Below are 15,194 nucleotides of genomic sequence, written 5' to 3'. Positions count from 1 at the left end.
AATATCAATCTTCGATAGTTTGACTTTTAGTGTAGATAAAAAGTCATAATTTACTGTTTAACAGTATTTCTTTTTTTTAATATATAGCTACTAAAAAATAACAACTGAACTAATAACAATAACATCATGGCTATAATTTGTACCAAAACCACCTGATCTAAACTATCATGAAACCATATTATTAATACAACCTGTGCAACACCTAATAAAGCTGAAAGAATAACTGGTACATATCTATCTATAGAAAGAAAATAATATGCAAATACGTTAGAGATAGCAAATACAGAGGTAGCTAAAGCATATTTCCATAATAATGGCGCAATAGAAATGTATGCTTTTCCAAACATTATTTTTACCACCAATTCTGGAAATAAATAACTACCCGTAACAATTGCTAAAGATAATAATGATATATAACCAACGTACTTTAGCAATACACCCGCATGTGGTTGTCTCTCCTTTTCTTTTTTTACTACGGTCGGCAACAATAGCATTACAAACATCCATGCTACAAAATAAACCACTCTTCCTATTAAAGCCAAAGAAGCATATAAGCCTGCTTGATAACTGTCGAAATAATGCTTTACCAATAAGATATCACTATTATTAATTATAATTTGGGTACATTCATAAAAGGCTGTGAGTAAAAAGAACTTTAAAACTACCCTCTTATGTTCACTACTTAACACAATTTTTTTAATAGGAATTCTTTTAATTTTAAAAGGGAACATTCCAAAAACAAAAGAAATTAATATTCCTATAGCTACTAAAATAGACGATTGAACCTTTATAAAATATAAAAGTGTTAATGTTATTATTAAGCGGCTCAACATTTCACTTTGATAGGTTATAGAAAGTTGATCGAACTTTTTATAACCTTGAAAAACACCTCTATTTATACTCATTAAAAAATAAATAGGCACACCTAAACCAAAGTAAACAAACATATTAGATGTACTCGTATTAAATATATTTTGAAGGTTTTTTGAAAACACGATTATTAAAACACCTAACATTACTCCTATTAAAAAAGTATATTTTGTTAGCAGTCCTAAAAAATTAATAAAAACATTATTTTCAAATAAAACAGCATATTTCGCTGTAACTAATTGAAATGTCATTGCTAAAAAAGACAATACTAAAAGAAAGGTGATTAAAATAGCTGCATCAGCAAATTCTTTAGGACCCAATAACCTTCCCAGTGCTAAATTGTAGATATAATTACCTGCATTAACAAATAAAGCACTAAACATAAATATACGTTCTGGTGTAATATATTTACCACTTAAATTTGTTAATTTCATTTTGTTTTTATTAATCATCTAGCACAAATATCTGCTTCTAATCAACTAAGAGCGATTATCTTTCGACTAATGGTTTATTACTGTCGATGAATTATAATAAAAACGTGCTTAACTTGTAAAAATTAAAGAAAAAGATATTTACCCATGAAAAATTTATTTTTAATAACAATTACTTTAATTCTTTCAATTAACTTTTCCGTTTTAGCTCAAATTGACATGAAACAAGGTTTCAATTATTTAGAAACTGGTAAGTATGTAGAAGCAGAAACTTTTTTTAAAACTATATTAAATGAATTCCCTACGAATAAAACAGCTAAATTATGTTATGGAAGAGCTGTTGGTCTAAATGGAGATGCGGAGAAAGCTGTTACAATTTTTACTGATCTTTTAAAAAAATACCCCAATGATTTTGAGATAAAACTAAACTACGCAGAATCTTTATTATGGAGTAGTCAATTTAATAAAGCTAAAGGTTATTATAAAAATTTAGTTACAGAAGAACCAAAAAGCTTTTCTGCTTTATTGGGTTATGCAAATACACTTTCTAATTTAAAAGAATATGAAAATGCGCTTACTTATGTAAATAAAGCATTAGAAGTTTCTCCTGGAAACCCAAATGCATTAACTTCTAAAAAGTATATTCGTTTAGGATATGCTTATCAATTTCAACAAAAGCAAGATTATAATAAAGCTTTAACAATTCTTGACCAAAACCTTTCTGAATTTAAGTTAGACAAAGAAACACTGCTTAATAAAGCAAACGTTTACCTGATTAAAAACGAACCAAAAAATGCTGAAAAAGCTTATTTTTTATTAGCCACTAACAAAAAAGATTCTATAATTGCGTTAAATGGGTTGTCTTTAGTTTCTCACTTACAAAATAAAGAAAAGGATGCACTTAAAACCGTAGAAAAAGCGCTTGAAAAAACTTCTTCTATAAAAGACGATTCTTTATTAGTAAATCAAACTAAAGAAAGATATATACAAGCACTAATATGGAATCAAAAATATAAAACTGCCGAAAAAGAAATAAACCAATTGCTTAAAACCTCACCTAATGAGAATTGGATATTGTCATTACGTGCTACATTAGGTATGTATCGTAGTGATTTTAAAGAGTGTATTGCTGATTATAACCAAATCTTAAAAAATGATTCTATTTCTTTTGATGGAAACTTAGGAGGTGCCAATGCACAATTGGCAAATGGAAATGAAAATGGAGCCTATAATGCTGTTTTTAAAACTTTAGAAGTTTTTCCAAATCAAAAAGATGCAATGGGGTTTTTAAAGAAGTTAAACGAAGATTTTACCCCTTTTATAGAAGAAAAATTAGCCTATACTTTTGACAATGGTAATAATAATTCTTTTTCATCAACCACTTCTTTAATATTTCCTTTTTCAACAAAACTGAAAGCAACCGCTAATTATCAATATAGAACGACTGAAAATACCGTAACAAAAAACAAAGCGAATTCAAACAATTTAACTTTTGGTCTAACCTATAAAATACATCCCAAAATTACGTTTAATTCTTCCTTAGGAATTAATAAAGCAAATTCTTTTACTAATAATTATGAGCAACTTTTGGTAGATGTTAACTTTAAACTAAAGCCTCTTAAACTTCAAGATTTAGAAATTGGGTACAAAAGAGAAATTCAAAACTTTAATGCTGACTTATTAGATAAAGAAATAGTTACCAATAATTATTACGCAAATTATAACATTAGCTCAAATTTTAATTTAGGTTGGTTTACACAGTTTTTTCATACCACTCAAAATGATGGTAATGCAAGAAACCTTTTATTTACCTCTTTATACTATAATTTTTTAAAAAAACCAGCTCTAAAAGGGGGTATTAATTATCAATTTATAAGTTTTAAAGACCAGGTTCCTACAATTTATTTTAGTCCAGAAAAATTTAATGCTATCGAAATTTTTGCTGATTTGTTAAAAGATGAAAAAATTACAAAACCTAAAAATTGGTTTTACGGTTTAAACGGAGCTTCAGGATTTCAGTTTATTGAAGACAATAAAAGACAACTGACGTATAGAATTCAAAGTAAGATTGGATATAAATTCTCAGATCGACTTCTTATGAATTTATTTGGGCAACATACAAACATAGCTTCTGCAACCGCTTCTGGGTTTACTTTTACTGAAATTGGTCTAAGAATAAAATGGTATATTACTAAGAAACCAATATTCATTAATAAAAATGGTACCTTTAATTAATAAAAAATAATCCTCTTACATATTGGAGATTAAATCTACCCGTAAGAGGATTACTAACTAATTTTTATTATCTACTCGTCTAAAGTACATAATAACTAAAATTCAACTTTACTTATTTCGATACCTATCGTATTACTATAGACAACAAGCTTAAACTTATCGATTAACGGTTTTTTAAACATCTTTATCATTCATAAACAAAAAATCCTCTCATGCTTTGAAGATTCCGCATAAGAGGATTATTTAACCAAACTAATGAAAAAGAACGTATAATTTAATTATGATAAAAAATTAATAGAATTTTTATTCTCATAATCTATATCTCAAAAATAGGTTGATATTTAACCTTATTTTCTTCTTTTCGACCTAAGTTCTTATTTCTTTAGACCGTTGATTCAATTTTCTCGATTAATGATTTTAACACTACTTTTTTTCGAAAACTAATTTAAAATGAAATATTATATATACTCTCTACTATAGTTGCTATACACCTAAAAAAGATAATCCTCTTATGCTCTGGGGATCTGCACAAGAGGATTATTTAACCAAACTAATGAAAAAGAACGTATAATTTAATTATGATAAAATAAATTAATGGGGATTAATTATATTTTAATTCTCATAATCTATACTTCAAAGATAGGTTGATATTCAACCTTATTTTCTTCTTTTCGACCTAAGTTCTTATTTCTTTAGACCATTGGTTGAAATTTATCGATTAGTGGTATTCTTGTTGATTTTTATTTAAAATAAGATTATTTTTTAATTTCGGAATACAACAAAAAAATAACCCTCAAGCTACTGGGGATTGAGCGAGAGGATTATTAACTAACCAAACTATATGAAAATAAAATCTTTAAGTCTTCTTAAATAATGGGGATTAAAATCTAAACCGAGAACTTATTTTCTTATTTATACTTCAAATATACATTGATAAGACACTTATAAACTTCAATTTTCGATTTACAACTTATTACTTTAGACAAGAGGTTTGTATGTATCGATAAACCGTATTTTAAAATCTTCCTTATTTAAAAAAGGAAAAAAAATATAAAAAAATAAATGCCTCCTATATGGTGGCATTTATTCATTTATTTAATATTAAAAAGTTTTTTTTAAAGTAAGTTAAGTCTTTTCATCAACTCAGGTCGGTTAGACCTACTTACAGGTATAACATCTTTAGCTATAAGTACACTATTATCTTCAATATCAATTATTTTTTTAAGATTAATAATATAAGATCTATGTACTTTTAAAAACAAATCATCTGGAAGTTTATCTTCAATTTTTTTAAGCGTGGAATGTACCGTGTAGTTTTTAGTATCTGTTTTTATTAAAATATAATCTCCTTTAGCTTCAACTAAATAAATACTAGGTAAGTCAATTTTGATAAGTCTTCTATCAATATTTACATAAAGTTGATTTTCTGAGTTATCTTCTTTTACAAAAGCTTCCTTTAATGCTTTTTTTGGAACATTAAATTTTTCTGCTTTCTGTATTGCTTTTAAAAACCTAGGTAATGTTATTGGTTTTACTAAATAATCAACAATACATTCGTACTCAAAAGCTTCTATCGCAAAATTTTTATCTGAAGTTGTTAAAATTACCTTTGGCGGGCTTTTAAGTGTTTGAATAAGATCAAAACCTGTAAAATCAGGCATGTGAATATCTAAAAATATAAGATCAATCTCATTTTGATTTAAGTACTTTATTGCTTGAATTGCATTAGAAAACTGTTCTACAATATTTAAACTATCAACACTCTTACAAAGTTGTCCAACTACTGCTCTTGCAGCAGCTTCATCATCTATAATAATGCAATTCATAAATTTTTAGATTTTTAATTTTTTGCCAAAAACTGAGACATGCAATCTAGTATTTTTAAAAACTCAAAGTGTTTATTTACTTCCCCAGAATTTAGCTCTTTTTCATATATTTCGGCAAAACTGTATGCTTTTTCCAAGCCTAAAATACTAATTTTATGTTTAAGTTTATGAACTGCTTGAGCAGATTTATTAAAATCCTGATTATTAATTGTTTTTTGATAATGATTAATTTCTTCTGGCAGCTCTATTTTTAAGATTGAAAGTATCTTATCTTCAAACTCTAAATCTCCTCCTGATAATTCTTGTATGTAATTTAAATTAGGTTGTTCCATATAAAATCGAATTATTTAGGTAAGGTAAAATAAAAAGTAGTTCCTTTATTTATTTGAGAATCTAAACTGATACTTCCACCGTAGTAATCTATTATTTTTTTAACTATCGCTAATCCTATTCCTGTAGATTTTTCATTGTTTTCTAGTTTTTGAAAAACTTTAAAAATCTTTTCATAATACATTTCTGGAATTCCTTTCCCATTATCTCTTATATAAAATTGCCAAAAACCATTACGCTCTTCTACTCCAACTTCAACTTTTCCTTTTGGCTTATCTATATAATTAACAGCATTAATTAATAAATTTTGAAATAGTTGTTGTAGTCTAAACTTATCTCCTTTAACAATTGGTAAAGTTTCTATAATTTTAACATTTATGTGTGCTGGAATGTGAATAATATTTATAATCTCTGTAACCAAATGCTGTAGGTCAACATCGTAGATATTGGTTTCTGCTTTATCTATAGTTGAATAATCAAGAATATCACAAATTAAAGAATCCATTTTTTCAACATTATTCAAAATAAGCTGAAGGTTTCCCTGACATTCGTTATTCATAACATCTTTATAATCTTCAATAAGCCAATTCGTTACTGTATCTATAATTCTTAAAGGAGACTTAAGATCGTGCGAAACTATATGTGCATATTCATTAAGTTCTTGATTTTGTTTTTCTAGATTTTCTAATAATCTTTCTTTTTGATTATTTGCCTCTACAATTTGTTTGGCTTGATTATCTATAAACTTAGCTAGCTTTTCAACGTCTAGTTCAATTTCTTCTCTTTTTTGATCTTTTGGTAATTGATACAGCCCAAGTGTATTGATAACATCCTTTAGTTTCTCAATCACTTTACTTTGTCTAATTGCTTCTCCTTGTAATTTTTGATTTGCCTCAAATAATTCTTCCGAACTTATAATCATAGCTCTTTGAATCATTTTTTGTTGATCTTCATAATTTTCATACGATCGATCGATCGCATTAATGAATTCCGTCAAATCTAAAGATGCCTTTTCTTGAGGTGCTAAATATTTTCTTATTTGTCTTTCTAATAACGAATTCATTATTCACTAATTAAGGTTAGTGTCATGGTTTGATTATGTAAAATGCATTTTTTATTATTAGTAAAAGGCGCCATTTCTCCATAAGAATAAAAACCACTAATTGTAACGTCTTTTCCGATTACATGTTGTACTTCTTCTATTTCTTCCTCAACTCGTTGATCCATGACCAATTTTCTTCCAACACAACTTATCAACAACCCAAGTTCAGGTTTCTTTTTTCTATTCTTCATTGCCAATTCTGCAGCTTTAAATGCTCCATTGGCAATATTATCTACAGTGGCCATCATAAGCTGTACTATAGATCCTTCAGGTACATCTCCTGCTAATATCATTGTATTACTATCTTCATCAATATTTAAAATAGTTCTCACAATTGCTTTTTCTGCATTAGGAGATTTTACACTTAATGGATACAGTAATGCTGCTTGAGGCAGTTGAGCCGCTTTTGCTCCTAAATATTTTTTATAAATATCTAGTGCGGGTACATTATCAATTTCCCACAATACATTTCCTGCTGATTTTGTAATAACACGCTCTGGACCAAATGGTGTCCAACCTCCATAATTAGCATATGTAAATTCAAGAGTTTCTCCATAAAAACCAATGCCTACTATTTCACCTTCTTTTGGATTTTCATTATAAGATGCTAATGTTTTTTCAAATCGGGCATCATCACCACATAAACCTCCTGTAATAGCTAATGTATTATCATTAAACGTAGATTCAATTCCTTCTATTAAGTCACTTCCGTTAACGAAACTCCCTTCAGAAATTACAAAAAGATGTTTTAATCCTTCTTTTTTGAATTTTTCAATTAAACTTACTCCTGCTTCTTTGGCATTTTTTTTATGATCCAGAATATTTTCTGTTTTTATATCGAAAAAACTTCTCTCAAATTCAATCGCCGTTATAGAAATAGAATCTTCAAAAACACTGTTAGATAGTATTTCTCCAGAAGTTGAACCAAAAACTAAATGTCCAGTCGGAAATTTTTTTCTTATTTCTTTATAAATAGTATTTGATTCAAGTAAATACCTATTTCCAAAAATTAACACTAAGGGATCTTTTAAATTCAAAAAATCTGAATCAAACTCCCATTCTTTGTCTTTTATTTTTTTTCCTTGTATGGTTTTCATTTTCTTAGTTTTATAAAAAAAGTTGTGCCAATTCCCTGCTCACTTTCTAACCAGATATCTCCATCGTACATATCAACAATTTTCTTTACTATCGAAAGTCCTATTCCTGTTGAATCTTTATGATTTCCTAACGATTGAAAAATGTTAAAAATCTTTTGATGGTATTCTTTAGGTATTCCTACACCGTTATCTTTTATGCTAAAAATATAAGCTTCTTTTTCTTCTACATAACTTACTTCAACTATGCCTTTTTCTTTATCTATATAATTAACAGCATTCCCCATTAAATTTTGAAATAACTGTTGTATTCTTGTTTTATCGGCTTTAATAACTGGTAGCTTTTCATCAACGATGACCTCTACATGATTTGGAATAAATATTAGACTTTTAATATGATTAACTACTTCACAAACACTTACATTTTCTATTACAGAAAGAGAATTATTAATACTCGAATAATTAAGAATATCGTTAATTAAATTTTCCATTTTTTCAACAGTTTCTTCTATCAAATTGAGGTTAACAATTCCTTCTTTTTCTAATACATTTTCATAATCTTCTTTCAGCCATGATGTTAATGCCGATATGCTTCTTAAAGGTGATTTTAAATCATGCGAAACAATATGAGCATACTCTTCAAGTTCTTCATTACTTTCTCTTAGTTTTTTCAATAGACTTTCTTTTTGAAATTCTAAAATTTTATTATCAGTAATATCTAATAGCACTCCAATTGATCCTATTATATTTCCTTTTAAATCGTAATTCGGAGCACCACTTACTAACCAATATCTTTCTTGTCCCCACCTATTGGTAAACTTAAACTCATATGAGTCTGAAATCCCTTGTTTTCTATCTTCCTTTTTTTTATCTATAAATGTTTTTTCTTCTTTTCTTGAAAAGAATTTTTTTGAGTTTTTCCCAATCATCTCTTTTTCAGAAAAACCAGACATATTTACAAACGTTTGATTAACTAATAGTATTTTATTATTAATATCTACTTCTACTAAACCTAAGTTAATGTTTGCTATAATATTGCTATATTTTTGTTTTTGTGCTTCTAAACTTTCTCTATATTTTTTGTTAAGCGTTACATCTCTATAGGTAGATAAATGCCCTTTGTAAACATTTTCATTATTAAAAATGGGTATAAAATCTCTTTCTAAAATTTTACCATCTTTCATTTTTAACTCATCTGCAAGAAAAACTTCTCTTTTACTTACAATAGAGTTAACACGAGATTCAAATAATTCTGGATCTTCAAATAAGTTTTTTTTATTGGAGGTTGCCACCGAACAATCATAGCCTATTATTTTTTCTGGTGGGAGCGTTACATTAAAAAACTCACAGAATTTCTTATTTGCAAGTATTAACTTTCTATTTTCATCTTCTAATAATACACCACTGTCTAAATTTAAAATTAAAGTAGCTAACCTATTTTCAGATGCTATTAATTTTTCTTTGGCTAATTTTTCTTTACCAATATCTTCTATGGTTGCTACTTGAAATTTAATTTCTTCTTTTGTACCCCTTACAGCTGTAACGATAGTTTTAGCCCAAAGAATTTCCCCATTTTTCTTAATATACCTTTTCTCTAAAGTAAAACTATCTATATCTCCTCTAAATAGTTTTTCTCTATGTAATCTTGACATTTCTTCATCATCTGGGTGTGTAGTATCTTGTACTTGTTTATTTTGAAACTCTTCTACAGAATAGCCTAACATTTTACAAAGCGATTTATTGACGAATAATAAACCTTTTTCATTTTGTCTCGATAATGAAATTCCTATAGGAGAATTTTCAAAAATGATGTTAAATTGCTTTTTTTGTTCTTCTAAAAGCTCTTGAATTGCTATTTCTTGTGTTATATCTCTAGCAATACCCTGAGCTGCAATGGCTACACCTTGTTTATCATACACTAAGCTTGAATTTACTTCTACAAATTTTACGGTTTTGTTTTTTGATATAATACGCGACCTGTATTTTGTATAGGATCCTTTTTTAAGTAAACCTTTAAAGGCTTCTACCGTATATTCAAAATCATCTGGGTGTAATAATTTCATAAGGTTTACGGTTTCTTCTTTATGATTATACCCAAACATTTCTATAGCTGCATCGTTCATTTTTAAAACGTCACCACTAAGATCTATCAGTACAAAGGCATCATTAATATTTTCAAAAACACCTTTAAGTTCCGATTTTTTTTGACGTACAAGTTCTTTTAGATCGCTATTTGTAGATTTTAACTGTTGTGTAACCGTAAATAACTCTAAAGACTTCTCTTCTAATATTTTTTCTGCTTGTTTTCGAGCTTTGCGTTCACGATCTAGAGCACGTTGAAATATTTCTATCTGTTTCTCATTACTCATAAACCTTCTCTATTGTAAACTTTACTTTGGTTCCTTTTTCATTTAGTTTTTCTAAACTAACTTTAGCCATATCGTGATAGTGTTCAAATGTTTTTTCAATTAAAGCCTGTGCAAACATATACATCGCTCTTTCTGACTTGTATAACATTTGAATACTATCTTTAGTTTGCTCTAAAATTTCAAAAGTTGGCAATTCTGCCTCTGGGTAAATTTTTCGAACATGAACATGAATATGACTTTCAACAGACGAAAGTAAATCAATAGGAGAATTATAAACATCAAATATTTTTGGATGTGATTTAATTAATACTCCAAAAAAGTATTTTCCATACTCATAAATGAGAGTATCTACGGGTATATTTACTTTACTACTTAAATTAGTTATTAAGTTCACCATTTCTATAAAATCATAAGTCCCTACAGATGTGTAAACACCTTCAGATTTTAAGTTGGATTCATTAATAATATAATCTACAGTTTCGAGCCCAAATGTGGCCTCTACCATTTCTAAAAACTCGGTAAATACAATTCCTTTCATAAAAATATTTTTTTTGCTAATGATAACTCATTAATTTACCAGTAAGATAAAAAATATTCTTTTAAACTGATATTAATTCATTAATTGACCAGTAAGATAATATTTTTAACATTTTTTCTTTATATTCTTCATATTTTAATGGCTTAACAACATAACCAGCAATACCTATCTTATAACATTCTAACATATCCTTATAATTATTAGAGGTTGATAAAACAATAGTTGGTATATATTTTAATACACTGTCTTTTTTGAGAATATTTAGGAATTCGATACCATTTATTTTAGGCATATTAAGATCTAATAAAATAATATGAGGTAACCTATCTTTTTTTGATAAAATCTGCAACGCTTCCTCCCCATTTCTAGCTTCTATAACTTGATGTTTAAGTTTTAATTTTGAAATAGTTCTGTGAAATTTCATTATTTCAATTTCATCATCTTCTATTAATAATATTTGCATCGAATTTTCCATTGTCTAATATATAATATATCCTACTCCAAATTTCAACTATTTAAATCTACCTAATTTTTTTTTAAGCTATAAGACGCGTCTCCATCGTTGAATAAGCAAAAAGTATCGTCGAATGGTTTTTATTTTTTCTTTCCTCCTCTAGCCCATCGATAAAACAACCTATAAAACAACCTATAAAACCATTTATCTACTCTTATTTTCCATTCATCTACATTAAGGATAGCTCAGTCGTATTTCTAAAAATGTAAGATTACTTCAGCATTAATTTTGGTTGAATAAATATAAAAATTTTAGTAATAAAATCATTTACTATGGAAAATAATTATAGTTCAGTCCTTAAATTTAGAAGGGTTATTAAAGTTCTCATAGCCTTGCTTTTTTTTCAATTTATATCATTAAATGAAGTTAAATCTCAGGTAATTTTTACTGAAAATTTTGGTGAAACAACCACGCGACAGACTTCAATATACATGCCAACAGGAACCTTCGCGTTTGGTGACCCAAATGGAACGGTAAATGAAAAAGCGATTGAAAATAATCATTATGCAGTAATTGACCCCAATCATATTGTAGACGATTATCCCAATCCATACTATTGGTTTTGGACAGGTAATCAACCTGTTGGTAATACAGGAGGAGATAATGGTAATCCTGCTACTGACGATCATACAACTGGAGATACCAATGGAGCTGTTCTAGTTGTTAATGCGGGTACAACTTTATCAGATTTTTATGAAAGGCAAGTCAGTCTAGAATTAGATCAATGTTATCGTTTATCTGTTTGGATGTATGTAGTAAATGCAGGAGCGCAAATTACCTTAGAAGCAAAAGATGTTTCTAATGGTAGTGTTCTTGGTTTCGAAACAATTCCTTTTACATCCACAGAAGATGTATGGACAGAATATACACTTGACTTTAAAATTCCAGCAGGATGTACAAGCGCTGATGTTGCCCTTGCACTTAGAAATAACAATAGTAATAATAGTGGTAATGATTTTTACATTGATGATATACAATTAGAAAAACTTACTTTATGTACAGGTTTAGAACAGACTATAACATGCCCCGTAGGTAAAATCCCTACTGATTCAGATAACGATGGTGTGAGCGATATTGATGATCTTGATGATGACAATGATGGAATCTTAGACTGTGAAGAAAAAGGAATCTCTTCTTCTCAGGAATTTCAAGATGTTTTCTCTATAAATGGAGATGCAGTACAAGTTGCTCCAAAGGAGGTGCGCTTAACTCAAAATATAAATGATCAATCTGGTCAGGCTTTTTCTAAAAACACATTAAGTTTTAATAAAGATTTTAGTTTTTCATTTGAAGCTAATTTAGGAACAAATGATGGAGGTGCAGACGGTATAGCAATAGTTTTTCATAACGACCCACAAGGTTCATTAGCTACAGGAGCTAATGGTCAAGGAATCGGAGCTGGAGGTATCACAAATGGTATTGTTTTAGAAATAGACACATGGGATAATGGTGCTGGCTTAAATGATATCCCTAATGACCATACAATGATTTGGGATTCAGACAATCAGGCTGCAGGTGTGTTGTCGTCTGCTATAGATTTTGGAAATCTAGAAGATGGTGCTTGGCATCAAGTTTCAGTTTCTTGGGATTCCGAATTACAAACACTCACTTATTTTGTCGATAATACATTAGCAGGTAGTTACACAGGAGATCTTATAAATACTTATTTTGGTGGAACACCTTTTGTATATTTTGGTTTTACAGCTTCAACAGGAGGGGCAGTAAATAATCAAAGCATAAGATTTGCGGACTTTTGTGATATTCCTGTTTATATTGATACAGATAATGATAGCATCCCAGACAATTTAGACACAGATAGCGATGGAGATGGATGCTTTGATGCTATAGAAGGTAATGGTTCTTTTACCAATTCAGATATAGATGGAAATGGTGCCTTAACAGGTAGTGTTGATGCCAGTGGTGTACCAACTATAGCTAGTGGTGGACAATCTACAACAGCCGCTGTTACGAATAGTGGAGATACTGCTGCTTGTGATGTTATAGATACAGATGCAGATGGTATTATTGACTCTTTAGATCTCGATGATGACAATGACGGTATTTTAGATACCGATGAATGTACTCAAGTTGAAATCCAATGGAATCATAATGATGCAGGTGGACAAGGTCAGGCAGTGCAATATGGTAGTGGTGCAGATGCTTTTTTCACCAATGCTAATGATCTATCTTTTGGTCCTGGAATATTTGAAAATCCAGATTATGCTTATACGTATGTTTTTGGAGGTGCCGACCAAATTAATTTTGCAAATGCTAAAACAAATAACGATTATATACAAGTATCTTTTACACCTAATACCAATATGTTTATTTATGAGATAAATTTTGGCTATTATACTACAAATGCTAGTGATATTGAGTTTCAAATGGGTAATCATAAGCTGGCTCTAGAAATATCTACTAATGCAAGCGATTTTAGCGGAGCGAATCTTTTATTACAAGATGTACAAGTTGGAGATATGTTGGTACCCAATGGGTATGCATTCATTAGCAACTCTATAGCCAACTATGTTTTATCAGCCAATACCACTTATTATGTAAGAGTTTATTTTTATGATGAACAAAATGCAGATTCACAAAATAGAGTTCGTTTTGATGATTTTTATTTTAACATGAGTGAAGAATGTGATACTGACAATGATGGTTTAATTAATAGTTTAGATAATGATAGTGATGCAGATGGTTGTTTTGATGCAATTGAAGGAGATGGATCATTTACAATTACTGATGTAGATGCCGATGGAAGACTTACAGGAGGAGTTGAAGCAAATGGAGTGCCTTCCGTTGCAAACTCAGGAACTGGACAAGCTAATACTCCTGCCGTTACAGATGACAGTAATTTTACTGCTTGTGCTTCTGATACTGCACCTATAGTTACTATTCTAGAAGATATAAATAATGATGGTTTTATTAATAACACCGAGCTTTCTGGTACTATTGAAGTAAGAGTAGAATTGCCTACAGCTGCTGTTGCTGGAAATACTGTAACAGTAGTAGATGGAAATGGAAATACTATAACGGTGACTCTTTCTCCTCTAGATATTTCAAATGCTAATATCGAAGTAAGCTTTCCAGCTCCTGCAGAAGGAGGTAGTATTAATACAAGTGCAACCATAACATATGGTCCTGGAATTATAAGTAATCCAGGTACAGATAGTGCTAAGGTGGATACTATTGCTCCTTCAGCTCCTACTATAATTATTAGTGAAGACATAAATAACGATGGTGTAATTGATAGTAGTGAACTTGTAGGAACAATAGAAGTAACTATAACACTACCTGCTGATGCTGTTGAAAATGATGTTTTAGTCGTAGTAGACGGAAATGGAAATACACAAACTATCATTCTTTCAGCGGACAATATTACAGCTACTACTGTAACAGTAAGCTTTCCCGCACCAGCTAATGGAGGTGTAGTAAATGCCAGTGGTACTATTACTGACCAAGCAGAAAACACAAGCTTGGCAGGTACTGATAACGCTACTATAAATATAAATACAACACCTACAGCTACTAGTGATTCTTTAACTGTAGAAGAAGATTCTACAGCAGGTATCGCCAATCAAATTGATGTAACTACCAATGATACCATCGGTGGAGACGGTGGAGACGGTGATGATTTTTCCATTGCTACTGCACCTACTAATGGTACAGTAACAGAGATTACTGATGGTATTTTTGAATACATCCCGAATACGGACTTTAATGGTTTGGATAGTTTTACCTATACCATTACGGATGTAGATGGTGATTCTGCTACAGCCACAGTAAACGTTACAATAAATGATGTGAACGATGCACCGGTAGCCAATACAGATACGGCAACCACGGAGGAAGACACCGCAGTAGCCATCAATGTAATCGGAA

Annotated in this window: 10 protein-coding genes; 2 read left to right on the top strand and 8 right to left on the bottom strand. The window is 29.6% G+C overall.

Annotation, left to right across the window (positions count from 1 at the left end; all coding sequences use genetic code 11):
* Nucleotides 1-50 precede the first annotated feature (50 nt).
* The gene (locus tag C7447_RS13355; RefSeq protein WP_246143080.1) at nucleotides 51-1,304 is read right to left on the bottom strand and encodes an oligosaccharide flippase family protein; all 1,254 of its coding nucleotides are present in this window, start codon (nucleotides 1,302-1,304) and stop codon (nucleotides 51-53) included.
* 144 nt (nucleotides 1,305-1,448) lie between these two features.
* Here C7447_RS13355 and C7447_RS13350 point away from each other — a divergent pair, with 144 nt between their 5' ends.
* Nucleotides 1,449-3,536 (top strand): tetratricopeptide repeat protein, encoded by a 2,088-nt coding sequence (locus tag C7447_RS13350; protein WP_148871019.1) that lies wholly within the window; start codon nucleotides 1,449-1,451, stop codon nucleotides 3,534-3,536.
* A gap of 1,115 nt (nucleotides 3,537-4,651) precedes the next feature.
* On the opposite strand, the gene C7447_RS13345 is transcribed toward C7447_RS13350, so the two are convergent.
* The 7 genes from C7447_RS13345 to C7447_RS13315 all read right to left on the bottom strand — a co-directional run bounded on the left by C7447_RS13345 (nucleotide 4,652) and on the right by C7447_RS13315 (nucleotide 11,270).
* Entirely contained in the window at nucleotides 4,652-5,362 is a 711-nt protein-coding gene (locus tag C7447_RS13345; RefSeq protein ID WP_148871018.1) for a LytR/AlgR family response regulator transcription factor, read from the bottom strand.
* A 14-nt stretch (nucleotides 5,363-5,376) separates the two neighbouring features.
* Nucleotides 5,377-5,694, bottom strand: coding sequence for an Hpt domain-containing protein (locus C7447_RS13340; protein ID WP_148871017.1), 318 nt, complete (start codon nucleotides 5,692-5,694; stop codon nucleotides 5,377-5,379).
* 11 nt (nucleotides 5,695-5,705) lie between these two features.
* Nucleotides 5,706-6,755 (bottom strand): sensor histidine kinase, encoded by a 1,050-nt coding sequence (locus C7447_RS13335; RefSeq protein ID WP_148871016.1) that lies wholly within the window; start codon nucleotides 6,753-6,755, stop codon nucleotides 5,706-5,708.
* Complete coding sequence (locus C7447_RS13330) at nucleotides 6,755-7,891, bottom strand: FIST signal transduction protein (protein ID WP_148871015.1); 1,137 nt, start codon at nucleotides 7,889-7,891, stop codon at nucleotides 6,755-6,757. The genes C7447_RS13335 and C7447_RS13330 overlap by 1 nt, the downstream gene beginning before the upstream one ends.
* On the bottom strand, nucleotides 7,888-10,257 hold the full coding sequence (locus tag C7447_RS13325; protein WP_148871014.1) for a PAS domain S-box protein: 2,370 nt from the start codon (nucleotides 10,255-10,257) through the stop codon (nucleotides 7,888-7,890). The genes C7447_RS13330 and C7447_RS13325 overlap by 4 nt, the downstream gene beginning before the upstream one ends.
* Nucleotides 10,250-10,795, bottom strand: coding sequence for a heme NO-binding domain-containing protein (locus C7447_RS13320; protein ID WP_148871013.1), 546 nt, complete (start codon nucleotides 10,793-10,795; stop codon nucleotides 10,250-10,252). Before C7447_RS13320 ends, C7447_RS13325 begins: the two co-directional genes overlap by 8 nt.
* A 61-nt stretch (nucleotides 10,796-10,856) precedes the next feature.
* The gene (locus C7447_RS13315) at nucleotides 10,857-11,270 is read right to left on the bottom strand and encodes a response regulator (RefSeq protein WP_148871012.1); all 414 of its coding nucleotides are present in this window, start codon (nucleotides 11,268-11,270) and stop codon (nucleotides 10,857-10,859) included.
* A gap of 311 nt (nucleotides 11,271-11,581) precedes the next feature.
* On the opposite strand from C7447_RS13315, the gene C7447_RS13310 reads away from it, so the two are divergent.
* A partial coding sequence (locus tag C7447_RS13310; protein ID WP_148871011.1) for a lectin-like domain-containing protein occupies nucleotides 11,582-15,194 on the top strand: 3,613 nt, incomplete at its 3' end.

Source organism: Tenacibaculum adriaticum, from assembly GCF_008124875.1.
GTDB classification, from domain to species: Bacteria; Bacteroidota; Bacteroidia; order Flavobacteriales; family Flavobacteriaceae; genus Polaribacter; species Polaribacter adriaticus.
Note: the sequence above shows the minus strand (reverse complement) of the source record. Positions and strands in the feature narration are given on the sequence as shown.

Coding starts and splice junctions, on each gene's coding strand:
- C7447_RS13345 (WP_148871018.1), bottom strand. CDS start 5,362: ATGAATTGCATTATTATAGATGATGAAGCTGCTGCAAGAGCAGTAGTT.
- C7447_RS13335 (WP_148871016.1), bottom strand. CDS start 6,755: ATGAATTCGTTATTAGAAAGACAAATAAGAAAATATTTAGCACCTCAA.
- C7447_RS13330 (WP_148871015.1), bottom strand. CDS start 7,891: ATGAAAACCATACAAGGAAAAAAAATAAAAGACAAAGAATGGGAGTTT.
- C7447_RS13320 (WP_148871013.1), bottom strand. CDS start 10,795: ATGAAAGGAATTGTATTTACCGAGTTTTTAGAAATGGTAGAGGCCACA.
- C7447_RS13350 (WP_148871019.1), top strand. CDS start 1,449: ATGAAAAATTTATTTTTAATAACAATTACTTTAATTCTTTCAATTAAC.
- C7447_RS13340 (WP_148871017.1), bottom strand. CDS start 5,694: ATGGAACAACCTAATTTAAATTACATACAAGAATTATCAGGAGGAGAT.
- C7447_RS13325 (WP_148871014.1), bottom strand. CDS start 10,257: ATGAGTAATGAGAAACAGATAGAAATATTTCAACGTGCTCTAGATCGT.
- C7447_RS13355 (WP_246143080.1), bottom strand. CDS start 1,304: ATGAAATTAACAAATTTAAGTGGTAAATATATTACACCAGAACGTATA.
- C7447_RS13315 (WP_148871012.1), bottom strand. CDS start 11,270: ATGGAAAATTCGATGCAAATATTATTAATAGAAGATGATGAAATTGAA.